At 61.1% G+C, this 22,624-nt stretch carries 20 protein-coding genes, 1 tRNA gene and 2 rRNA genes (1 of these 23 cut by a window edge); 11 read left to right on the top strand and 12 right to left on the bottom strand.

Annotated elements, in window-relative coordinates:
* From PYH37_RS25505 to PYH37_RS25495, 3 genes are all read left to right on the top strand, one after another.
* Positions 1-1,002, top strand: a 23S ribosomal RNA gene (locus PYH37_RS25505) (it extends 1,793 nt beyond the left edge of the window).
* A 369-nt stretch (positions 1,003-1,371) separates the two neighbouring features.
* Positions 1,372-1,486, top strand: a 5S ribosomal RNA gene (gene rrf, locus PYH37_RS25500).
* A 91-nt stretch (positions 1,487-1,577) separates the two neighbouring features.
* A tRNA-Met gene (locus tag PYH37_RS25495) sits at positions 1,578-1,654 on the top strand.
* A 281-nt stretch (positions 1,655-1,935) separates the two neighbouring features.
* Here PYH37_RS25495 and paoC read toward each other — a convergent pair.
* The 4 genes from paoC to PYH37_RS25475 all read right to left on the bottom strand — a co-directional run bounded on the left by paoC (position 1,936) and on the right by PYH37_RS25475 (position 7,004).
* On the bottom strand, positions 1,936-4,134 hold the full coding sequence (gene paoC / locus PYH37_RS25490; protein ID WP_280734246.1) for an aldehyde oxidoreductase molybdenum-binding subunit PaoC: 2,199 nt from the start codon (positions 4,132-4,134) through the stop codon (positions 1,936-1,938).
* A 4-nt stretch (positions 4,135-4,138) separates the two neighbouring features.
* Complete coding sequence (locus tag PYH37_RS25485; RefSeq protein WP_280734244.1) at positions 4,139-5,089, bottom strand: FAD binding domain-containing protein; 951 nt, start codon at positions 5,087-5,089, stop codon at positions 4,139-4,141.
* A complete protein-coding gene (paoA, locus tag PYH37_RS25480; protein ID WP_280734243.1) occupies positions 5,086-5,721 on the bottom strand; it encodes an aldehyde dehydrogenase iron-sulfur subunit PaoA in 636 nt (211 codons plus the stop codon). The genes PYH37_RS25485 and paoA overlap by 4 nt, the downstream gene beginning before the upstream one ends.
* Before the next feature lie 386 nt (positions 5,722-6,107).
* Entirely contained in the window at positions 6,108-7,004 is an 897-nt protein-coding gene (locus PYH37_RS25475; RefSeq protein ID WP_280734242.1) for a LysR family transcriptional regulator, read from the bottom strand.
* A gap of 165 nt (positions 7,005-7,169) precedes the next feature.
* Between PYH37_RS25475 and PYH37_RS25470 the strand changes: the two genes are divergently transcribed.
* From PYH37_RS25470 to PYH37_RS25450, 5 genes are all read left to right on the top strand, one after another.
* Positions 7,170-7,616: a (2Fe-2S)-binding protein gene (locus PYH37_RS25470; protein WP_280734241.1), complete on the top strand. Its 447-nt coding sequence runs from the start codon at positions 7,170-7,172 to the stop codon at positions 7,614-7,616.
* Positions 7,617-7,630: 14 nt separating this feature from the next.
* Positions 7,631-9,874, top strand: coding sequence for a xanthine dehydrogenase family protein molybdopterin-binding subunit (locus PYH37_RS25465; protein ID WP_280734240.1), 2,244 nt, complete (start codon positions 7,631-7,633; stop codon positions 9,872-9,874).
* Positions 9,871-10,245, top strand: coding sequence for a c-type cytochrome (locus PYH37_RS25460; RefSeq protein ID WP_280734239.1), 375 nt, complete (start codon positions 9,871-9,873; stop codon positions 10,243-10,245). Before PYH37_RS25465 ends, PYH37_RS25460 begins: the two co-directional genes overlap by 4 nt.
* Before the next feature lie 226 nt (positions 10,246-10,471).
* Entirely contained in the window at positions 10,472-11,662 is a 1,191-nt protein-coding gene (locus tag PYH37_RS25455) for an MFS transporter (RefSeq protein WP_280734238.1), read from the top strand.
* Positions 11,640-11,966 (top strand): cyclophilin-like fold protein, encoded by a 327-nt coding sequence (locus tag PYH37_RS25450; RefSeq protein ID WP_280734237.1) that lies wholly within the window; start codon positions 11,640-11,642, stop codon positions 11,964-11,966. The genes PYH37_RS25455 and PYH37_RS25450 overlap by 23 nt, the downstream gene beginning before the upstream one ends.
* Here PYH37_RS25450 and PYH37_RS25445 read toward each other — a convergent pair.
* Positions 11,932-12,936 (bottom strand): LacI family DNA-binding transcriptional regulator, encoded by a 1,005-nt coding sequence (locus PYH37_RS25445; protein ID WP_280734236.1) that lies wholly within the window; start codon positions 12,934-12,936, stop codon positions 11,932-11,934. The genes PYH37_RS25450 and PYH37_RS25445 overlap by 35 nt on opposite strands.
* 201 nt (positions 12,937-13,137) lie before the next feature.
* On the opposite strand from PYH37_RS25445, the gene PYH37_RS25440 reads away from it, so the two are divergent.
* The 3 genes from PYH37_RS25440 to PYH37_RS25430 all read left to right on the top strand — a co-directional run bounded on the left by PYH37_RS25440 (position 13,138) and on the right by PYH37_RS25430 (position 16,324).
* Entirely contained in the window at positions 13,138-14,052 is a 915-nt protein-coding gene (locus PYH37_RS25440; protein ID WP_280734235.1) for a sugar phosphate isomerase/epimerase family protein, read from the top strand.
* Between the two features lie 44 nt (positions 14,053-14,096).
* Positions 14,097-15,020: a sugar phosphate isomerase/epimerase family protein gene (locus PYH37_RS25435; RefSeq protein ID WP_280734234.1), complete on the top strand. Its 924-nt coding sequence runs from the start codon at positions 14,097-14,099 to the stop codon at positions 15,018-15,020.
* A 137-nt stretch (positions 15,021-15,157) separates the two neighbouring features.
* Positions 15,158-16,324, top strand: a complete 1,167-nt coding sequence (locus PYH37_RS25430; RefSeq protein WP_280734233.1) for a Gfo/Idh/MocA family protein — start codon at positions 15,158-15,160, stop codon at positions 16,322-16,324.
* A 16-nt stretch (positions 16,325-16,340) separates the two neighbouring features.
* On the opposite strand, the gene PYH37_RS25425 is transcribed toward PYH37_RS25430, so the two are convergent.
* From PYH37_RS25425 to PYH37_RS25395, 7 genes are all read right to left on the bottom strand, one after another.
* On the bottom strand, positions 16,341-16,676 hold the full coding sequence (locus PYH37_RS25425) for a cytochrome C oxidase subunit IV family protein (RefSeq protein ID WP_280734232.1): 336 nt from the start codon (positions 16,674-16,676) through the stop codon (positions 16,341-16,343).
* Positions 16,677-16,686: 10 nt separating this feature from the next.
* Positions 16,687-17,409, bottom strand: a complete 723-nt coding sequence (locus PYH37_RS25420) for a heme-copper oxidase subunit III family protein (RefSeq protein WP_280734231.1) — start codon at positions 17,407-17,409, stop codon at positions 16,687-16,689.
* 11 nt (positions 17,410-17,420) lie between these two features.
* On the bottom strand, positions 17,421-18,122 hold the full coding sequence (locus PYH37_RS25415; protein ID WP_280734230.1) for a cytochrome c oxidase subunit 3: 702 nt from the start codon (positions 18,120-18,122) through the stop codon (positions 17,421-17,423).
* Positions 18,119-19,897: a cytochrome c oxidase subunit I gene (ctaD, locus tag PYH37_RS25410; RefSeq protein ID WP_280734229.1), complete on the bottom strand. Its 1,779-nt coding sequence runs from the start codon at positions 19,895-19,897 to the stop codon at positions 18,119-18,121. The genes PYH37_RS25415 and ctaD overlap by 4 nt, the downstream gene beginning before the upstream one ends.
* A 32-nt stretch (positions 19,898-19,929) precedes the next feature.
* A complete protein-coding gene (locus tag PYH37_RS25405) occupies positions 19,930-20,772 on the bottom strand; it encodes a cytochrome c oxidase subunit II (protein WP_280734228.1) in 843 nt (280 codons plus the stop codon).
* 140 nt (positions 20,773-20,912) lie between these two features.
* Complete coding sequence (locus PYH37_RS25400; protein WP_280734227.1) at positions 20,913-21,299, bottom strand: c-type cytochrome; 387 nt, start codon at positions 21,297-21,299, stop codon at positions 20,913-20,915.
* A 252-nt stretch (positions 21,300-21,551) separates the two neighbouring features.
* Positions 21,552-22,619, bottom strand: coding sequence for an ABC transporter ATP-binding protein (locus PYH37_RS25395; RefSeq protein ID WP_280734226.1), 1,068 nt, complete (start codon positions 22,617-22,619; stop codon positions 21,552-21,554).
* Positions 22,620-22,624: the final 5 nt, after the last annotated feature.

The following is a 22,624-nucleotide window of genomic DNA, read 5'->3' as shown; positions in this document are numbered from 1 at the left end:
TCGAAGCCCCAGTAAACGGCGGCCGTAACTATAACGGTCCTAAGGTAGCGAAATTCCTTGTCGGGTAAGTTCCGACCTGCACGAATGGCGTAACGACTTCCCCGCTGTCTCCAACGCAGACTCAGTGAAATTGAATTCCCCGTGAAGATGCGGGGTTCCTGCGGTCAGACGGAAAGACCCCGTGCACCTTTACTATAGCTTTACACTGGCATTCGTGTCGGCATGTGTAGGATAGGTGGTAGGCTTTGAAGCAGGGACGCCAGTTCCTGTGGAGCCGTCCTTGAAATACCACCCTTATCGACATGGATGTCTAACCGCGGTCCGTCATCCGGATCCGGGACAGTGTATGGTGGGTAGTTTGACTGGGGCGGTCGCCTCCGAAAGAGTAACGGAGGCGCGCGATGGTGGGCTCAGAGCGGTCGGAAATCGCTCGTCGAGTGCAATGGCATAAGCCCGCCTGACTGCGAGACTGACAAGTCGAGCAGAGACGAAAGTCGGTCATAGTGATCCGGTGGTCCCGCGTGGAAGGGCCATCGCTCAACGGATAAAAGGTACGCCGGGGATAACAGGCTGATGACCCCCAAGAGTCCATATCGACGGGGTTGTTTGGCACCTCGATGTCGGCTCATCGCATCCTGGGGCTGGAGCAGGTCCCAAGGGTTTGGCTGTTCGCCAATTAAAGCGGTACGTGAGCTGGGTTCAGAACGTCGTGAGACAGTTCGGTCCCTATCTGCCGTGGGTGTAGGAATATTGACAGGATCTGTCCCTAGTACGAGAGGACCGGGATGGACATATCTCTGGTGGACCTGTTGTCCTGCCAAGGGCATAGCAGGGTAGCTATATATGGAAGGGATAACCGCTGAAGGCATCTAAGCGGGAAACCCACCTGAAAACGAGTATTCCCTTGAGAACCGTGGAAGACGACCACGTTGATAGGCCGGGTGTGGAAGTGCGGCAACGCATGAAGCTTACCGGTACTAATCGTTCGATCGGCTTGATCGTTCTTGTTGCCTATGCTCATCAAACGAAGTTTGATGATGCTATTGTTCTGTCCTGACGCGCCAAACGCGCTCCGGACGGGCCGCGCCGAAAGGCGCGACGGCCGCTGGCCTTGCGGAGCCAAAGCTCCGGCAAGTGCCACAGGCGCCGTCAAAGACGTGTTCAAAAAGAGGTGCAAACCTCGCCAGCTTCTCAATATGGTTTTGCCATGCAACGCATGCGAAACTTGTTCTTGGGCCGACGGTGCATCCCCTCAAAAGGGTGACTGTATGGCCAGCGCGGCTGCCCTTCGAGCGACAAGCGAGAAGGACAAGCTAGCCGCGCCAGCAAAGAGCAAGATTGCGTTGCCGGCCAAATCTTGCGCTTTGCCGACCTGGTGGTTCTGGCGGGGTGGCTGCACCCGTTCCCATTCCGAACACGGCCGTGAAACGCCCCAGCGCCGATGGTACTTCGTCTTAAGACGCGGGAGAGTAGGTCGCTGCCAGGTCTGCAAAACGCAAGACAAACAAACCAACATCTTCTCTCACAGCACCGGCGCAAGGCCGGACAGACACGCCGCAACAAGCGACAACCGATAACGCGGGGTGGAGCAGCCCGGTAGCTCGTCAGGCTCATAACCTGAAGGCCGCAGGTTCAAATCCTGCCCCCGCAACCAACGAGACTTGCATCGCAAGTCGCTTCTATCGAGCTCCTCCGCACAAGCGCCGAGGAGCTCTTTTTGTTTGACCTCCGGGTCAAGCGCACCAGCCGCCAGCCTCTCCAGACAGTCATTCTGCTTCTCAACCTCGACGCGCCATTCCACGGCGGCTGCCGCCTCCATTGCCGCCATGACACTGGCGATACGACCATGCACTTCCAGCGATGCCGGCGCGCGACCCGGCGTCTTGCCGATCACAGCTTCTGGATCAGGCCCCGGACGAGCGGCAGAAAGCGCCGTTAGCTGATTTCCGGAAGCTCGCTGATCAGCTTGTCGAGCGTGACCGGATAATCGCGCACCCTGACGCCGGTTGCGTTGTAGATGGCATTCGCGACAGCCGCCGCGACGCCGCAGAGGCCTAGTTCGGCTATGCCCTTGGCCTTCATTGGCGACGACATCGGATCGGTCTCGTCAAGGAAGATGACCTCCTGGTGGGGGATGTCGGCGTGCACCGGCACCTCGTAGGCGGCCAAGTCGTGGTTGACAAAGAAACCGCGTTCCTTATCGACCACGAGCTCTTCCGACAGAGCGCCGCCGACGCCCATCGTCATCGCACCGATCACCTGGCTGCGCGCCGTGATCGGATTGAGGATGCGGCCTGCGGCGCAGACCGCCATCATCCGCCGGATCCGTGTCTCGCCGGTCGCAACATCGACCGCGACCTCAACGAAATGTGCTCCGAAGGTGGACTGCTGATGGGTCTCGGTGAGCTTGCCGAACTCGATGCGGTCCTCGGCCACGAGCCCTTCATCGCCAGCGGCTTGGGCGAGCGGCATGCGGCGGTCGCCGGACCGGACTTCACTGTCTGCGAAGACCAAGTCGGCGCTGTTGATGCCGAGCTTCTGCGCCACGGCTTCCCGCAGCTTGACGCAGGCGGCGTATACGCCGGCCGTGGAGCAGTTTCCTCCAAACTGCCCGCCCGAGCCCGACGAAACCGGGAAGCGCGAGTCGCCGAGGCTGACGGCGACCTTGTCGACCGGGACACCGAGCATTTCCGCCGCGGTCTGGGCGATGATCGTGTAACTGCCCGTGCCGATATCGGTCATATCGGTTTCCACCGTGACAATGCCCTCGCGGTCGAGGCGGACGCGGGCTCCGGACGGCAGCACAAGATTGTTGCGAAATGCCGAGGCGACCCCCATGCCGACCAGCCAGTTTCCTTCGCGCCTGCCGCCGGGCTGCTTGCTTCGGCCTTGCCAGCCGAAGCGCTCCGAGCCGGTGCGCAGACAGCCGACGAGATTGCGGTGCGAGAATGGCCTCTCGGGATTCTCGGGATCGACCTGCGTGTCGTTGATGATCCGGAATTCGACGGGGTCGAGGCCGAGCCTCTCGGCCATCTCGTCGATCGCGATCTCCAGCGCCATCATGCCTGGCGCCTCTCCCGGAGCGCGCATCGCGTTTCCTTCCGGGAGATCGAGCGTGGCAAGCCGCATGGCGGTCATCCGGTTCTCGCCGGCATAAAGCAGACGCGTCTGCTGAACGGCCACTTCGGGACCACCGCCCGGAAGGTCTCCGGACCAGCTTTCATGCGCAATCGCCGTGATCTTGCCGTCGCGCCCTGCGCCGAGCCGAATCCTCTGGATCGTCGCCGGGCGGTGCGTGGTGTTGTTCATCAGGAACGGACGGGGGAGGGCGACTTTCACCGGGCGCCTGGCTTCGCGCGCAGCAAGCGCCGCCAGCACCGCATCTGCTCGGAGGAACAGCTTGACCCCGAAGCCGCCGCCGATGAACGGCGACATGAGGTGAACCTTCTCCTTGTCGATTCCGAGCGTCGTCGCGAGATCGGTCCGCCACCAGTCGATCATCTGGCTAGACGTCCAGACCGTCAGTTCGTCGCCGTTCCAGGCGGCGATCGAGGCATGAGGCTCCATCATCGCATGCGATTGATCCGGAGTGGTGTAGACTTGGTCGAGCTTGACGGGAGCTGCCTCGAAGGCGGCGTCGAAGTCGCCGGCCGCGGAATCCGGCTCGCCTTCCTCCGGCTTGACGGCGGTGTCCTTCGCCGCCGCCAGATCGAAGACGCCCTTCTCCTCGGCATAGTCGACCTTGACGAGCGCAGCCGCGGCGCGGGCCTCTTCGAATGTTTCCGCGACCACCACGGCAATCGCCTGGTGGTAGTGCTGGATCTCCGTGCCGCCGAAGAGCTTGGCGGTATTGTATTGGCCCTTCTTCAGTTCCCCGACGCCTTCCGAGGTGACGACCGCGATTACTCCAGGAGCGCGCCGTGCGGCGGTGACGTCCATGGACCTGATCCGGCCCTTGGCAATCGCCGAGCCGACGACATAACCATAGGCATAGCGAGTATTCGGATCATGCCACTCATAGGCATAGACCGCTCGACCGGTGGTCTTGAGCGGACCGTCGATGCGGTGGATGGGCTTGCCGACGACCTTGCCCTGGTCGATCGGGTTCGTCGTCGCTGGTGTGTCGAATCTCATTTTCTCATCCCCTCGCTTCGGTAAGAACCGCGCTCAGCGTGCGTTCCACAAGCGTGAGCTTGAAGGCGTTCTGTTCCGTCGGGCGGGCGTCCGCGAGAAGCTTGGCGGCCGCCGCCTTTGCTCCGTTCGCAAGCTCCTTGTCGGCCGCCTCCTCACGCCACGGTTTGGGCGCGATGCCGCCGACCGCGACGCGACCGCTTCCGTCCGGCTGCACGACGGCCCCGACGGAGACCAGGGCGAAGGCGTAGGAGGCACGGTCGCGAACTTTGCGATAGATCTGCTTGCCGCCAACCGGCTTCGGCAGGACGACCGCCGTGATCAGCTCGCCCCGCTCAAGGACATGCTCGATATGCGGTGCGTCCCCTGGAAGGCGATGGAGATCAGCGATCGGAATGCTGCGCGTCGTGCCATCGGCTCGGACTGTCTCGACGACGGCGTCGAGGGCACGCATGGCGACCGCCATGTCGCTCGGGTGATTGGCGATGCAGGCATCGCTGACGCCAATCACCGCAAGCTGTCGGCTGAAGCCGGCGAGCGCCGCACAGCCGCTGCCGGGTTGTCTTTTATTGCAGGGCTGGTTGGTGTCGTAAAAATACGGACAGCGCGTGCGTTGAAGCAGGTTGCCGGCGGTCGTCGCCCTGTTGCGCAACTGTCCCGACGCTCCCGCGAGCAGAGCCCGCGACAGAAGAGCGTAATCGCGGCGGATCCGTTCGTCGGCGGCAAGATCCGTATTGCGAACGAGGGCGCCGATCTTGAGGCCGCCTTCCGGTGTCGATTCGATCCTGTCCAGTCCCAGTCCGTTGACGTCGATCAGGTGGGTGGGCGTTTCGATCTCGAGCTTCATCAGGTCCAGGAGATTGGTGCCGCCGGCGATGAACTTCGCGCCATCCGCCCTAGCCGCGGCCTTCGCCGCCGCCTCGATCGACGGTGCACGTTCGTAGCTGAACGCTCTCATGCCTTCCTCCCTGCGACTTCGGTGATGGCTTCGACGATGTTGGAATAGGCGCCGCAACGACAGATATTGCCGCTCATGCGTTCCCGGATCTCGGCGGGTGTGATTTCCGCAGGCGCCGTCAAGTCGTTTGCCACATGGCTCGGAATATTGGCCTTGATCTCCTCGATCATGGCGACGGAGGAACAGATCTGGCCGGGCGTGCAGTAGCCGCACTGAAAACCGTCGTGCTTGACGAAGGCAGCCTGCATCGGGTGGAGCTTTTCTGGCTGCCCCAGTCCCTCGATCGTGGTGATGCTGTCGCCTTCATGCATCACCGCGAGCGTCAGGCAAGCGTTGACGCGGCGCTCATCGATGAGGACCGTGCAGGCGCCACACTGGCCGTGATCGCATCCCTTCTTGGTGCCCGTCAGATGCAGATGCTCGCGCAATGCGTCGAGAAGCGTCGTTCGGTTGTCGAGCTGAAGCTCCCGGCGCTCGCCGTTCACCGTGAAAGTGACTTTCGTGCTCTGAGATGCGGTGGGGGCATTGGTCTGGGCGTGACCGAGGGAGGCTGCGCTCGCCACTGTGACGCCAGCGGCCGAAGCGACCAGCAGGTCGCGCCGCGAGATTTCGAGTGCGCCGGGACTTTGCATTTCAAGCTCCAGTTCTTGATGATGAAAGGTCTATGGACGGCGGGGCCGTCCGACGATCCGCGAACGCCAAACTGCGGAAATGACGGGAACGTTCCGCCTGTGCGTTTGGTTCAGCTAGGGCGCGGCCTGTGCGTTTGGTTCAGCTAGGGCGCTGGATGGATGCGATTAGTAGGCGTCGAGTGATAAGCCCTATCGACTGGATCGATAAATGCCGAGTTGCGACGGCAGTAAAGCGCGTGAAATTTGGCCGTGGCACAAGTGTGCTCTCCCGGATAAGCATCCTCCCCGGGGGAAGCGTTCGAGACGAATGCGCGAACGGAGCAATAGGGAGGAAGAAAATGCCTCTTATTGGGAACTCAATCGAGTGTAGGCGCCAAATTAAAGCATCAAGCCCCGCGGTACCGCAAGGCATCCACGACCACGTTGAATGCAGGCGAGTTCTGGTGTCGACTCGGGTAGTAAATGTAGTACCCGGCGAATGGAGGCGACCAGGCCTCGAGCAGTGATACCAGGCGTCCCGCTGCGATGTGTTCCGCGACGAGATCTTCCGGCAGATAAGCTACGCCATGACCTTTCAGGGCGGCATCGACCATAGGATACGAGCTGTTGAAGGTGAGTTGTCCGTCGACCCGGACGCGGAGCTCTTGCCCGTCCATCTCGAACTCCCAGACATAAAGCCCTCCGCCCGTTGCCTGACGCATGTTGATGCAGTTATGCTGGATCAATTCCTGCGGATGCTGTGGCAGCGGGCGATTTGCCAGGTAGTCAGGCGAAGCGACTGCCAGAAGTCGCCAGTCCGGACCGATCCTGACCGCGATCATATCCTTCTCGATGCTCTCGCCCAGCCGAATGCCGGCATCAAACCCATCTTCCACGATGTTTCGCAAGCCGTTGTCCCTGCTCAACTCCAGCTTGATGTCGGGGTACGCCAGAAGAACAGCCTGCAGTTTCGGCCAAACCAGGCTCTCCAGAGCGTGATCGGACAAAGTGATCTTGACTGTGCCAGACGGTTTGTCGCGAAAGGCCATGAGGGCCGCGATGTCATCCCTTATGCCGGATACCCGCGGCCCCACCGAATGAAGCAAGCGCTCGCCAGCTTCAGTCAGGGCAACGCTCCGGGTGGTGCGGGCCAGAAGTCTCAGGCCCATTCGCGTTTCGACGCGCTTGATCGTGTGACTGAGCGTCGACTGGGTTATGCCGAGCTTGGCCGCCGCCTTGGTGAAGCTGCGCTCTTCGGCCACGGCAAGGAACCATAGCAGATCGTTGAAGTCTTCCTTGGCCATACTCTACATCCAGACGCTCGCGCTCGATTTATGGTGCACGTCGATAGATGTAAGCGAACTATGGCCACTAATCCATAGGCGATGCTTTTGCTACCGTCACCGCTGAAACAGTCGGCTCGCTGTTTCGACACCCGTTTTCGCGCAAACTGCATTGAGGATACCGCCATGGAACTCACCATCAATGGGACGAAACACCAAGTCTCCATCGAGCCGGATACGCCGCTGCTTTGGGTTCTTCGTGACGAACTCGGGATGACCGGCACCAAATATGGTTGTGGTCTCGCCCAGTGTGGCGCCTGTACGGTGCTGATCGACGGACAGGCGACGCGCTCCTGCGTCACTCCGGTAGAGAGCGTCGCGGGTTCCGAGATCATGACTATCGAGGCCATCACCGACGATCCGGTGGGCCAGAAGATAGTCGAGGCATGGGTTTCCAATCAGGTCCCGCAATGCGGCTACTGCCAGTCGGGCCAGGTCATGGCGGCGACGGCGCTCCTGAAACAGAGCCCTCAACCGACCGACGAGGACATTGCCGGCGCGATGGTCAATCTCTGTCGCTGTGGCACCTATAACGCAATCGCGGCTGCCGTCCGGCAGGCTGCTCAAGCTTGATTTGGAGGTACGCCATGAACGACATGACGTCCGTTGCCTCTGAAGTCATGACCAGCGAGAACGGCAAGCCGTTCAAGATGTCGCGGCGCGGCTTTCTCGGCGCCTCGCTCGGCGCACTCGTCCTCGGCGTCACTCTGCCGGCCGGCCGAGCCAGGGCTCAGGCAGCCGCTGCGTCGATCACCCCGGGCACGCGGGTTGCTGCTTTTCTGGAGATCCGGCCCGACAGCACCGTCCTGTTCCGCAGCGCTTTCATCGAGGGAGGGCAGGGCATCTTCACCGCGATGGCGCAGATCGTCGGTGAGGAACTGGATGTCGATCCCGCACAGTTCGTGGTCGAGGGTGCTCCTCCCGGTCCCGATTACCTCCTGACCGGCGGCGGCCGGTTCACCGGCGGCAGCATGTCTGTCCGCATGAGCTATGAGACGATGCGCCGGCTCGGGGCATCCGCGCGACAGATGCTGCTGCAGGCCGCCGCGGCACAGCTTGACGTGCCGGTATCTGAGTTGTCGACCAAGCCTGGCCTTGTGGTGCACGTCGCTTCGGGCCAGACCGTTTCGTACGGCGAAATCGCGGATGCTGCTGCCGGGTTACCGGTCCCGACAGATGTCGTGCTGCGCGATCGCGCAGACTTTCGCTGGATCGGCAAGCCGGTCGCGCGGCTTGATGTGCGCGACAAGTCAACGGGCAAGGCTCGGTACGCAGTCGATCTGAGGGTTGACGGCATGCTGCACGCCGCCGTCCAGCACAGCCCGCGTCTCGGTGGCGAGCCTGGCACGCTGCAGAATGAAGCCGAAGTGCGCGGCATGCCCGGCGTGCATTCCATTCACAAGCTGCCGGGGGCCGTCGCAGTGGTCGCCAACAGTTGGTGGCGGGCACGTATGGCGGTCGAAGCCCTGCAGGTGACCTGGACTGACGCTGCCCCTGGAACAGCGCATGCCATGCCGGCCGATTTCTCCACCGAGGCGCACATGGCGACGTTGAAGGCGACGGCCGGCGACGGCATTGCCTATGAATCGGAGGGAGACGCTGCGGGCGCGCTCGCAAGTGCTGCGCGCGTGGTGGAGGCGACCTATGACGCGCCCTATCTGGTTCATGGACAGCTCGAGCCGCCATCCGCTCTCGCGCGTTGGAACGAGGATGGCTCGCTTGAGCTCTGGATTCCCAACCAGGCGCCCGAAATGTTCCAGGCCGACGCCGCCAAAGTGGCCGGCATCGCACCCGAAAAGGTGATCATCCACTCGCCGATGCTCGGAGGCTTCTTCGGAAGGCATTTCCTCTATCAAACCGCCAACCCGTATCCGCAGGCCATCCTGCTCGCGAAGGCAGTCGCTCGTCCGATTAAGCTCATCTGGAGCCGCGAGGAGGAATTCCTGCGGGACACCCTTAGGCCCATGGCTGCGGTTCGTTTCCGCGCCGGATTGGATGCCAACGGAATGCCGGTAGTACTCTCTGCAGTCGCGGTGGGAGAAGGGCCGACGGGCCGTTGGTTCGGCCGCCAGCCGGACAAGGTCGATAGTTCCGCCGTCGAGGGCATCGCCGGCAAGATCTACGCCATCCCCAATCGGCGCGTCGGCCAGATTCACGTGGACGATCCGGCGATCATCGGCTTCTGGCGTTCGGTCGGCCATTCGATGAACGACTTCTTCTACGAGACGTTCTTCGACGAGATGGCCGATGCGGGTCAGCAGGACCCCTACGAACTGCGTCGTCGCCTGCTTGCCGACAGTCCCCGCCACAGGACACTGCTGGAGGCCGTGGCCGATCTTTCCGGCGGTTGGCGGCGGGGACCGTTCACGGCCGAGGACGGCACGCGCCGCGCCCGTGGCGTGGCCATGGCTTCGCCCTTCGGCAGCGAGGTCGCGACGATTGCCGAAGTGTCTTTGCAGCAAGGCGAGATCGTCGTGCACGACGTCTGGGTCGCGATCGATCCGGGCAGCATCGTCAATCCGGCGATCATCGACGCTCAGGTGAACTCCGCCGTTGTCCTCGGCCTTTCCTCGGCCCTCCTCGAGGAAGTCGTCTACGTCAACGGCGTGCCGCAGGCCCGCAACTATGACGGCTATCCGATCCTGACACCGGATCGCATGCCGCGGGTCCACGTGCGGATTGTCGAAAGCGGCGCTCCCATGGGCGGCATCGGCGAGCCTGGGTTGCCCGGCGTGCCTCCGGCCATCGCAAACGCCATCTCCGTTCTGGCAGGCCAACGCGTTCGAAGCCTGCCATTGTCCAAACTCGATCTCAAGGGAGTTGACGGTTGAACAAGCTCGTCATTGCCGCTCTGGCTTCTCTCATTACAGCAGTCGTCGCCACGCCCGTCCTGTCTCAGGGGGCGGATACTGCGCCAGGCCAGAGGCTGTTTCAGCAACGCTGCGGCGCGTGCCATCAGATCGCAACGCCTCGCAACGGCGTGGGGCCGAACCTGCAGGGCGTCGTCGGTCGCACAGCGGGCAACGTTGAGGGCTTCAAGTATTCCGCTGCGCTTCGCGATTCCGGGGTCACATGGACTCCGGAAAAGCTGGAGACCTTCCTGAGCAATCCTACGGCAATGGTGCGCGGAACACGCATGGCCCAGCGGTTCAATAACGCCGAAGAGCGGCGTGCAATCATCGAGTTCCTTGGATCACAATAGGCCTTTGGGACCAGCCTGTTGATGTGGCGGCATTGGCTTTTGTCGGCGCCGCCACTCGGTTGTAGGGAGCGTGAGTAAATTCCAGAAGCCTGCGCCGTATCGCCGGACTTATGCGCCGTATCGATAAATGCAAGCGAACTATCGCGGCTAATTCGATTGCTCTCCGGCTGCTACATAGCATGGGCAGGGAAGCACCTGCGCCCCTCCGCTCAAGGACGAGAAACATATGGCACAGGCAACATTCGACGAGACCCTGATAAAACCCGCCGCTGCCTGGGGCGCAGTCGCGTCCATGGCACTATGCGTCGCTGTGCTGATCGCTTCGGAGTTCATGCCGGTCAGCCTCCTGACGCCGATTGCAAGCGATCTTGGTATGAGCGAGGGGCAGGCTGGACAGACCATCTCGATCTCCGGTCTGTTCGCCGTGATGACCAGTCTCTCCATCGCGGGGTTCACGCGGAACATTGATCGCAAGATCGTCCTGTCATTTTTCTCGCTGCTGCTGATCGTCTCTGGCCTGATCGTGACCTTCGCCCCTAACTATGCGGCTTTGATGGTGGGGCGCGCGCTGCTCGGCATCGCGATCGGCGGATTCTGGTCGATGTCCACCGCCATCGTCATGCGTCTCCTGCCGGAAAGCTCCGTGCCGAAGGGCCTTGCGATGCTGAATGCCGGAAATGCCATAGCTGCCACGATCTCGGCTCCGCTTGGCAGCTTTCTCGGTGATTACATCGGCTGGCGAGGCGCTTTCTTCTTCGTGGTGCCTTTGGCGCTCATTGCGCTCATCGGGCAATGGACGAGCATGCCGTCCCTGCCGCCGCGCCGGCGCCGGGCGACAGGCAACGTTTTCCGGCTCCTGGGACGCCGACAGGTCGCTCTTGGCATGACGGCAATCCTGTTGCTGTTCATGGGACAGTTTGCTCTGTTCACCTATCTGCGGCCGTTCCTTGAGTCTGTCTCGGGTTATTCGGTTTCCGCCCTATCCCTTGTTCTCTTGTTGATGGGGCTGGCCGGTGTCGCAGGAACGTGGTGCATCAGCCGGTTGCTTTCGAAGCGCCTCTATTCGATCGTGATTTCCATTCCCCTTATCATGGCCATGATCGCCCTGCTGCTGATCGCGCTCGGTTCCACCAAGCTTCCGGTTGCTGCTCTGCTGATCGCGTGGGGCTTTTTCGGCACGGCTGCGCCTGTTGGTTGGGGAACGTGGCTGAGCCGGGTCTTGCACGACGATGCCGAGGCTGGTGGAGGCCTTCAGGTTGCGGTCATCCAGTTCGCCATCACGATCGGTGCGGCAGCCGGTGGCCTGCTATTCGATTGGGCGGGTTGGTGGAGTTCGTTCGCCTTCGCCGCCGCCCTTTTGCTTGGGTCCTCGCTGACCGCCTGGGCGGCCTGGTTTGATTGGGAGCATTCAAAATGACACTGCGATCCTCTCGACAACGCGCCGGACTTTGCTCGGCGGCGCTGTCGCCGGCGCCGTACTGCCGCGTCTGGCATGGGCTCAAAACGACACGAACGTGAAGATTCGCATCGCTTTTGCCAGCCATGACTTCACGGCCACGCTCTACGACAACCCATCGGCTCGCGAGCTCTGGTCGATGCTCCCGCTCGACCTGAAGATCGACAATTATGCCAACAACGAGAAAATCGCCTATCTGCCGCGCCTCGAAACGCCGCAATCGCTGTCATCTACAGGTTCTCGGCTGTCACGGTTAGAAACCTGACCGGTTCGGTACTGACGTCGACGTCGATCAGGCCGAGCTTGTTCAAGGCAAGGTCGATCGATCGCCGAGCCTGGATTTCGGGCGCCTGGTCGAGCACGATCGACATGATGCCTTCTCTCAGGTAGTTCCGCGTTCGCGCGGTCAATTCGTGGCCCACCCAGAACACCTGCCGCCCTGCGAGTTCTTTCAATGCCGCCGCGACGGCAATATTGTCGCCGCCGGCGCTGTAGATGCCGATGACGTTCGGATGCCTGCGAAAGGCGTGGCGCAACAATTCCATCGTGTTGTGCTCATCGTCGAAGTCGAACATCACTTCGGTGAAGCGCTGTTCCGCTTCGGCATGCTCGGCGAGATAGGCGGAAAAACCACGGATGCGCTCCTTGTGGTTTTCATAGGCGCCGCTGTGGCACAGCGCGACGAATGCGCCTTTCTTTCCCGTCTGCATGCGCGACATGTAATAGGCAGCCGTCCGGCCGGCGGCATAGTTATCTATACCGACATAAAGCAGGTCCGCAGCCGGACGCGTCATGATCTGGATGACCGGGATGCCGAGTTCGCTCGCCTGCCTCACGCTCTTCAAAACATCCGGATGATCCGGCGCGACGACGATGAGCGCGGACCTGCGGATTTTCGGGTTTGCGATGTAGTGGGCGAAATCCGATGGGTCGTTTTCCCGGGCAAAGGTCCGGTGAACCACAATGCTGTGGTCGAGCGAGGCCGCGATCCGCTCGAACGCCTCGTTCATGCGCGAATAGAAGCTCGTCTCGGGCCGGACGAGGATCACCTCGATCCGGATCAGGCCACGATGCGCCTCCGGCAGGCTGTGCCGGTAGTTGAGCTTGCTCGCGGCAACAAATACCTTCTCCACCGTTTCCGATCGCACGCCGCCGCGGCCATTGACGACCCGCTCTACCGTTGCCGTGCCAACGCCTGCTTCGCGGGCGACATCCCTCAAGGTCACTTTTGCCATCGAACACCTCTCTTATGGAGGGCAGCTCAGCATTCGTGAGGCGAAAGGTCAAATGATCAAATTTGATCAAGGAAGCTTTGGGCGACGGCGAAAGCCGGCGGTATTCTGACGCCAGTTCGGGAGGAAAATCGGAGTCCGAATCCCGGACCAAAGATCATCCAACGCCGCGATCGCGGCGAGCCGGATGACGGAGGAGCACCCATGAAGATCGCACTCGACCCCTATATGCATCGCCATCTTAACCTGCGCGATCTCTGCCGGAAGGCAGCAGAGCTCGGCTACGACCATATCGAGCTTTCGCCGCGCGACGATTTTCTTCCCTGGTGGGTGCGCCCGCGCGCACACAACGAGCGGATCGCCGAATTCAAATCGGCGCTCAAGGGCCACGGCGTTAAGCTCGCCTCGATCCTGCCGATGTATCGCTGGGCGAGCCCGCATGAGGACGAGCGCCAGGCGGCGGTGCGTTATTGGAAGGAGGCGATCCAAGTCGCCGTCGAGATGGGCTGCGACACGATGAATTCGGAATTCGGCCGCGGCCCATCGCCGGACCGCAGCCATCGCTCGAATTGCTGCGGCGGCATGCATACCCACGAGCACAGCGAAGCGGCCTGGTGGCGCTCAATGGAAGAGCTCGTGCCGGTGTTTGAAAAGGAGGGCGTGACGCTCAACATGGAGCCGCATCCGGAGGACTGGTGCGAAACGCTGCATCCGGCGATCGACATGCTGAAGACCATCGGCTCGAAAAATGTCCGCTTTCTCTATTGCGCCCCGCATACGTTCTATTTCGGTGACGACATGGCGAAGATGATCCGTGACGCGGGTCCGCTGATTGCCCATGTCCATGTGGCGGATACCTATAATCACAAGGCATCCTCGGGCCTGCGCTATATCATCAACCCGCCCGGCGCAAAGGTGACGATCCATCAGCACATGGACATGTACCAGGGCGAGATCAATTGGGACGTCTTCTTCTCGTCGCTCGCCGAGGTCGGTTTCGACGGGATCATCACAGCTTGCGTCTTCGGCTGGGAGGAGCGTGCGGATGATTCCGGCCGCTTCATGCGCGCCGAGATTCAGAAATACGTCGACAAATACTGGCCGGCCAAGCGCGCATAAGCGCGGCTCGCCCGATATCATCGACATTCGACAGGGATTGCCCCGTGACCATCACCATTACGACAGCCCCATGCTGCTGGGGCGTGGACGACATCAACAATCCGAACCTGCCCGCCTGGGAGCGCGTGTTCGACGAGGCGGCGGCCGCCGGCTATGGCGGCCTCGAGCTCGGCCCCTATGGCTATGTGCCGCTCGATTCCGAACGCGTGGCGAAGGCGCTTGACGAGCGCAAACTCTTCATCGTCGCCGGCACGATCTTCGACGACCTCGTCTCGCCGGAGAACCAGGCCAAGCTTTTGCGCCAGACGGATGAAATCTGCGCCGTCATCACGAAGTTGCCGCAGCCGGAGCAGGTCCCCCGCCAACGGTTTAAGACGCCGTATCTCACGGTCATGGACTGGGGGCACGACGAGCGGGATTTCTCCGCCGGTCACTCCGGCCGGGCACCGCGGCTCTCGGACGAAGCCTGGAGCGACATGGTTGCCAACATCAAGGCTATCGCGGAGCTCGCTGCTAGCCGCTACGGCGTGCGCGCCGTCATCCATCCGCATGCTGGCGGCTATATCGAGTTCGCCGACGAGATCGAGCGGATCGCAAGGGACGTGCCGGCGCACGTCGCCGGCTTCTGTATCGATACCGGTCACACCTATTATGCGGGCATGGACCCGGTTGGGACGCTTGGGAAATATGCCGATCGCCTCGACTATGTGCATTTCAAGGATATCGACGAGAAGGTCTTCCGGCGCGTGCTCGGCGAGAATATCCGCTTCTTCGAAGCCTGCGCCCAGGGCGTCATGTGCCCAATCGGCCGGGGCGTCATCGACTATCCGGCCGTCAAGCGGGTCCTCGATGAGATCGGCTACCAGGGCTTTATCACCGTGGAGCAAGAGCGCGATCCCTTGAGCGTCGCCGGGAGTCACCAGGACGTGAAGGAAAGCCGCGACTATCTGCGATCGGTCGGGTTCTAGAGCATCCCGCTTTCAAACGGAACCGCTGGAAGCGGACAAGATGCTCTAGAATCTAGAGTGCTAGAGCGTCCTTTGTGCGTTCACTTGAACGCACGGCGCTCTAGACCGCGATCCAAATAAACATCAGGAACACAACAATGTCAGGGAAGAAGAGAAAGCCGATCCGCTGGGGCATGGTCGGCGGAGGACGGGGCAGCCAGATCGGCTATATTCATCGCTCGGCCGCGCTCCGGGACAATACTTTCGAGCTGGTAGCCGGCGCCTTCGACATCGATCCGGAACGCGGCCGCGCCTTCGGCGCCGAGCTTGGGCTTGATGAGGGGCGGAGCTACCCGGATTATCTGGCGATGTTCGCGGCCGAGGCCAAACGGGATGACGGTATTGAGGCGGCTTCCATCGCCACACCGAACAACACCCATTTCGCCATCTGCAAGGCTGCTCTCGAGCATGACCTGCACGTCGTTTGCGAAAAGCCGCTCTGCTTTACCGTTGCCGAGGCGGAAGAGCTGAAGGCGCTGTCAGAGGCGCGGGGCCGCATCGTTGGCGTGACCTACGGCTATGCCGGCCACCAGATGATCGAGCAGGCGCGAGCCATGGTGAAGAACGGCGACCTCGGCGATATTCGCGTCGTGAACCTGCAGTTCGCGCATGGCTTCCACACTGCGCCGGTCGAGGAGCAGAACCCTTCGACGCGCTGGCGGGTGGACCCGAAATTCGCCGGTCCGAGCTATGTGCTGGGCGATGTCGGCACGCACCCGCTCTACATATCGGAGGTCATTCTCCCCCATCTGAAGGTCAAGCGGCTGATGTGCGTGCGCCAGAGCTTCGTCAAAAGCCGGGCACCGCTGGAAGACAATGCGGTGACCTTGATGGAATACGACAACGGCGCCATCGCGACCGTCTGGTCGAGCGCCGTCAATGCGGGCTCGATGCATGGGCAGAAAGTCCGCATCATCGGATCGAGGGCCAGTATCGAGTGGTGGGATGAGCGGCCGAACCAGCTCTTCTACGAGATCCAGGGCGAACCTGTCCGCATTCTCGAACGGGGCATGGATTATCTCTATCCGCAAGCCCGCATCGACGACCGTATTGGCGGCGGCCATCCGGAGGGACTGTTCGAAGCCTGGGCCAATCTCTATCGCCGCTTTGGTTTTGCTATCAGCGGCGACCGCGGGTTCGCTTTAACTGACACCGGGGACCTGATTTTTCCCGGGATCGAGGCAGGCCTCGAGGGCGTCCGCTGGGTTGAAAATTGTGTCCGGTCCGCCGACGCCGGCGGTGTCTGGGTGGATTACAGCTCGTAAATCGGACCGAATGCGGTCACGGCGCGGCGCCGAAGAAGGTGAGGCGCGTCAACAGGACGTAATTGGCTTCCGACACCATCAGCGCCACGAAAACCAGCACCAGCGCGGGCGGCAACAAAATGGCGTAAATCAGCGCCAGCCGCTCCCAGGCCATATGCATGAAGACCGCTACGATGAGGCCGGCCTTGAGCATCATGAAAAGCAGGATCAAAGACCAGCGAAGATATCCTTCGAGCCCGAGATAGTCGACGAGATAGGAAAAAGCGCTGAGGACGAAGAGCAGTCCCCAGACCACAAGATAGAGCGCGATCGGGTGTTGCTGTTGTTCCGCATGTGCTGCTGCCGTCGCCATGGCGCTCTCCTCACCACAAATAAAAGAAGGCGAAAATGAAAACCCAGACCAGATCGACGAAGTGCCAGTAGAGTCCGGTTATTTCGACGATCTCGTAATGACCCTTGCGGCTGGTGAAGAAGCCTCGTCTTTCCGTGTCGAAGTCGCCGCGCCAGACTTTGCGGGCGATAATCAGCAGGAAGATGACGCCGATCGACACATGGGTGCCGTGAAAGCCCGTGATCATGAAGAAGGTGGAGCCGAACTGCGGCGCTCCCCACGGATTGCCCCAGGGCCGCACGCCTTCGGCGATCAGCTTCGACCATTCGAAGGCCTGCATGCCGACGAAGGTGGCACCGAAAAGGGCGGTCAGGAGCATCAGCGCGGCGGTCTTGCGCCGGTCGCGACGATAGCCGAAATTGACCGCCATCGCCATGGTGCCGCTGCTCGAAATCAGCACGAAAGTCATAATGGCGATCAGGATCAGCGGCACATGGACGCCGCCGATTTCCAGGGCAAAGACCTCGCTCGGATTCGGCCAGGGAACGGCGGTCGACATGCGTGCCGACATGTAAGCGACCAGGAAGCAGCCGAAGATGAAGGTGTCGCTCAGCAGAAAGATCCACATCATGGCCTTTCCCCAGGAGACATTTTTGAAGGCTCTCTGGTCGGAAGCCCAATCGGCGGCGAGGCCGGTCAACCCGGCCGGGCGGGGCAGAGTTTCGACATCGGAAGGCTTCAAAGGTGCGGACATCTCGTGGGTTCCTATGTCAGCAATTGGCGGCAGAAATCGACGACGTCGCCCGCCCAGCCGGAGAAGAGCGCGAAAAGAACCAGCCAGACGGCCAGCATGAAATGCCAGTAAGTGGCGCAGAGACCGATCGACAGGCTGCTCCCGCGATCGATCGGAACGTCCCAGGCGCGTAACGTTACCCTGCCAAGAGCGATGAGGCCGCCGACGATATGCAGCCCGTGCATGCCGGTGATCATATAGAAGAAGCTGTTGGCAGGATTATCGGCCAGCAGATAGCCGGCGGCGGAAAGCTGGCGCCAGGCGAAAACCTGCCCGACGAGAAAGGCAAGGCCGGTTGCGAAGGCGACGAGCAGACTGGTGCGCGCCGCCTCCTGCCGTTGCCGCTCGGTTTCGGTCTTCGCCCATTGCAAAGCAATACTGCTTAGAACCAGCACGCCGGTGTTGATCCAAAGCATGCGGGGAAGTGGCAGTGCTCCCCAATCGGAGGATTCCGCGCGCATGAAATAGGCGCTGATGAAGAGCGTAAACAGCGAGCCGACGACGGCTAAGAAAACGCCGAGGCCGATCTTTGCCGCGGGTATGGGCTCGCCAGCGTTTCGCCGGTCGAGAGCATGGCCGACTTCCAGCCAAGGTTTGGAGGCCAAGCGCTGCTGCGCCAGCCACCAGCCAATGATGATGGCAATGACTGCGAGGAAGACCAGCACGGCATTCATGTCGCGACCTCGTGGCTCGGCCGGTCGGTAGGCGGGTGGTTCTGCGGGATGAAGTCCTCAGGTGCGCCCGGCACGCTGTAATCATAGGCCCAGCGGTAGACGACCGGCAGTTCCTTGCCCCAATTGCCATGGGGCGGCGGCGTCTCCGGGGTCTGCCATTCGAGTGTCGTCGCCCGCCAGGGATTGCCGCCGGCCTCGCGCCCATGGCGAAGGCTCCAGACCAGATTGAACAGAAAGACGATCTGGGCGGCGCCGACGATGAGCGCCACGACGCTGATGAAGGCGTTGAGGCTTTGGACCGATTCCGGCACGAACGTCGTCTCGCCGAGTTCGTGGTAACGGCGGGGAACACCGATGAGGCCCAGATAGTGCATGGGGAAGAAGATCGCATAGGCGCCGAGGAAGGTGATCCAAAAATGCAGTTGGCCGAGCGCCTCGTTGAGCATGCGTCCCGTGACCTTCGGATACCAATGGTAGATCGCACCGAAGATGACGAGAATAGGCGCAACGCCCATGACCATGTGGAAATGCGCGACGACGAACATCGTGTCGGAAAGCGGAATGTCGACCACGACATTGCCCAGGAAGAGGCCGGTCAGCCCGCCGTTCACGAAAGTAACGATGAAAGCGAGTGCGAACAGCATCGGCAAAGTCAGGTGAATGTCGCCGCGCCAGAGCGTCAACACCCAATTATAGACCTTGATCGCCGTCGGCACGGCGATGATCAGTGTCGTGGTGGCGAAGAAGAAGCCGAAATACGGGTGCATGCCACTGACATACATATGGTGCGCCCAGACAACGAAGGAGAGACCGCCGATAACCACGATCGCCCAGACCATCATGCGGTAGCCGAAGATATTCTTGCGCGCATGTGTGCTGATGAGATCGGAAACAATGCCGAAGGCGGGCAGGGCGACGATGTAGACTTCGGGATGACCGAAGAACCAGAAAAGGTGCTGGAACAGGATCGGGCTGCCGCCGCCATATTGAAGCTGCTCACCCATTTCGACGATCGCGGGCATGAAGAAGCTCGTGCCGAGCAGCCGGTCGAAGAGCATCATGACGCAGGCGACGAAAAGGGCGGGGAAGGCAAGCAGCGCCATTACGGTTGCCGTGAAGATGCCCCAGACGGTCAGCGGCAGGCGCATTAAAGTCATGCCCCGCGCGCGGCCCTGGAGCACCGTCACGACATAGTTGAGGCCGCCCATGGTGAAGCCAATGATGAAGATGATCAATGAGGAGAGCATCAGGATGATGCCCCAGTCCCTTCCGCCCGGCGTGCCGGAGAGGACCGCCTGCGGCGGATAGAGTGTCCAGCCGGCGCCGGTCGGACCGCCGGGAGCGAAGAAACTTGCGACGAGGACGAGGACCGCGACCAGATAGATCCAGTAGCTCAGCATGTTGGCGTAGGGGAACACCATGTCGCGCGCGCCGACCATCAACGGGATGAGATAGTTGCCGAAGCCGCCGAGGAACAGCGCTGTCAGCAGATAGATCACCATGATCATGCCGTGCATGGTGATGTACTGATAGTAACGTTCGGCATCGACCAGTTCGAACGTGCCGGGAAAACCGAGCTGCAGGCGCATCAGCCAGGACAGCACCAGCGCGACCATGCCGATGGCGATCGCCGTCATCGAATATTGGATGGCGATGACTTTTGCGTCCTGGCTGAAGACGTATCGCGTCCACCAGCTATGCGGATGATATAGCTCAACATCCTCGACTTCGGGAGGCGGAAGTGCCTCGCCAATACCGGACCGGACGTCGACCATCGTGTTTCCTCCCAGTTGCTCCCCGGCGTCTCCTACTGCGCCGCTATGGCTCCCGCCGTATCTGCGGCCGGGCTCCCTTCAGACGATGCGGTCAATTGTGAAAAGGTCTGCTGCTCGGCGAGCCAGGCCTGATAATCCTCCTCGGTGTCGACCACCACCGTGCCACGCATTTGCGGGTGGCCGACGCCGCAAAGCTCGGCGCAGAGAATCTCGAAAGTTCCGGTCCGCGTCGGTGTGAGCCAGAAATAGGTCACCATGCCCGGCACCATATCCATCTTGGCGCGAAATTCCGGCACGTAGAAATCGTGCAGCACATCGACTGAGCGCAGCAACAGCTTCACCGGCTTGCCGATCGGAAGGTGAAGCTCGCCGCCCTCAATGATGAGATCGTCGAGGGCGGCCGCGTCGTTGCGGTTGAGACCCAGCGTATTTTCGGGAGTAACATCGCGTGTCTCGGACGTGCCGAGCTTTCCGTCGGCTCCGGGAAGCCTAAAGCTCCACAACCATTGCTGGCCGATCACTTCGGCCTCGGTGGCCTCCGGTGGAACGGTGACGAACTGATTCCAGACAAATAGGCCAGGCGCCAGCATTGCGATGACGCCGACCGTCGTGCTCATCGCCAGCCAGCCTTCGAGCTTCTTGTTTTCGGGTTCATAATGGGCCTGATTGCCCGGCCGATGCCGGAAGCGGAAAACGCAATAGGCCATGAAAAGGACGACGGCGACGAAAACTAGGCCGGTAATCCAAAAGGTTATGATGATCGTATTGTCGATGTAATTCCAGTTGGAGGCAATTGGTGTCCACCACCAGGGACTCAACAAATGGAACAACACTGATCCGACAGCTACCAACACCAGAATCACTACCACGGCCATTTCTTGTCCCTCCTCGCCGTGATCGGCCGTGGGCATGAATACGCAATCCGCAGAGTTCCGATCACAATTATTGCACGAACGGAAAATACTGGCAATTCGCGGGAAAGCGGCCCCCGGGGCAGGCCATCTCCCTGCGATGCCTATTTGGGATATTGTTTGAGATAAGCGATCAGGTTGGTGATCTCGTCTTCCTTCTTCAGGCCAGGAAAGACCATCTTCGTTCCCTTCACCTTAGCCCTCGGATTTTGGAGATAGTCGCGAAGCGCCGCCTCATCCCAGACGAGCCCCTCCTCGCCCGCTTTGACCATTGCCGGCGAATAACGGAAATCGGGGTGGGTTCCGGCGGTCCTGCCGAGAACGCCCTTGAGAGAGGGACCCACCTTGTTGGTATCCTCCTCGACCACGTGGCAGGTCGCGCATTTCTTGAACACCACCGCACCGGCTTCGGCATCGCCCTCCTGGGCGAGGGCGGCAACGGGACAGAGTAAGAGTGCCGAAAAAGAGAAGGCAACAACAGAATTTTGCATGACACTTCCTCAATGTCGCCGGGCGCGGGGCAAGGAAGACTATCGTCAAATCGTGGTTTTGGCGGTGCTTGCTTCTCTGAATAGTGGCGCGCCGGGGCGGGTTGATACCTGTGACAGAAGAAAAGCTAGTCCTTGCCGGACAGAAGTCAATTGCCCTGGAAACCAGCGTAATCAGTTAAAAAACAAGCTGAAGCGACAATTTCGCCCGTCTCGTGCCGCCACCTTGCGCCTCTTTCCTAGCTTGCTTCATGTTCAGATGCGTTTGCCCTCGGCGTCGAAGAAATGCAGCGAGTATGCCGGAAAGCGAACCGGTATCGAACCGGAGGCCGTCAGATAGGAGCGGTCGTTCGTAAAGGCCTTGAAGCTCGCTCGCCCCAGCGATAGGTGCAGAATGATGCCGAAGCCGGTGGGTTCGACAAGTTCGACGGTCGCGAGAAGCGTATCCGGCCCGTGGCCGGCGAGCACGACATGTTCCGGACGAATGCCAAGCGTTGCCTTGGCATTGTTCGCAAGCGGTGCAGGCGTGTCGAGTGGAATGCCGATCCCGCCCGTTATCTCGAAGCGAGGCGTGGCGTCGGCATGATAGGTGCCTTCGAAGAAGTTCATGCCTGGCGAACCAATGAAGCCGGCGACGAAGAGATTGGCAGGTCGATCGTAGAGGTCGAGCGGGCTTCCGACCTGCTGTACAAGGCCGGCATTCATCGCGACGATGCGGTCTGCGAGGGTCATCGCCTCGATCTGGTCGTGTGTCACGTAGATCGAGGTGGCGCCGAGATCCTTGTGCAGCTTCTTGATCTCGGCGCGCATCTGCTCGCGCAGGCGGGCATCGAGGTTGGACAGCGGCTCGTCGAAGAGAAAGGCTTTTGGCTGACGGACGATGGCGCGTCCCATGGCGACGCGCTGCCGCTGACCGCCCGAAAGCGCCCTGGGCCGGCGTTCCAAGAGACGCTCGAGCCCGAGCTTGGCCGCGGCGCCGGCGACAACGGCGGCAATCTTCTCTCTGGGCGTCTTACGAAGCCGGAGGCTGTAGCTCATATTCTTTGCGACCGACATGTGCGGATAAAGCGCATAGGACTGGAATACCATGGCGATGTCGCGGTCCTTCGGCGCAAGCTCGTTGACGCGCTTGCCGGCGATGCGGATCTCGCCCGCGGTCACGCTTTCCAGTCCGGCTATCATGCGCAGGAGCGTTGACTTGCCGCAGCCGGACGGGCCGACGAGCACGACGAATTCACCGTCGCGGATCTTGAGATCGACGTCGTGCAGCACCGGGTGGATGCCATAGGACTTCTGGATGTTGGCGATATCGATGGAAGCCATGGGTA

Origin of the sequence: Sinorhizobium numidicum (assembly GCF_029892045.1) — a bacterium.
In the GTDB taxonomy this organism is placed as follows: domain Bacteria; phylum Pseudomonadota; class Alphaproteobacteria; order Rhizobiales; family Rhizobiaceae; genus Sinorhizobium; species Sinorhizobium numidicum.
The sequence above is the reverse complement of the archived record's forward strand: the minus strand, read 5'-3'. Positions and strand labels throughout refer to the sequence as shown.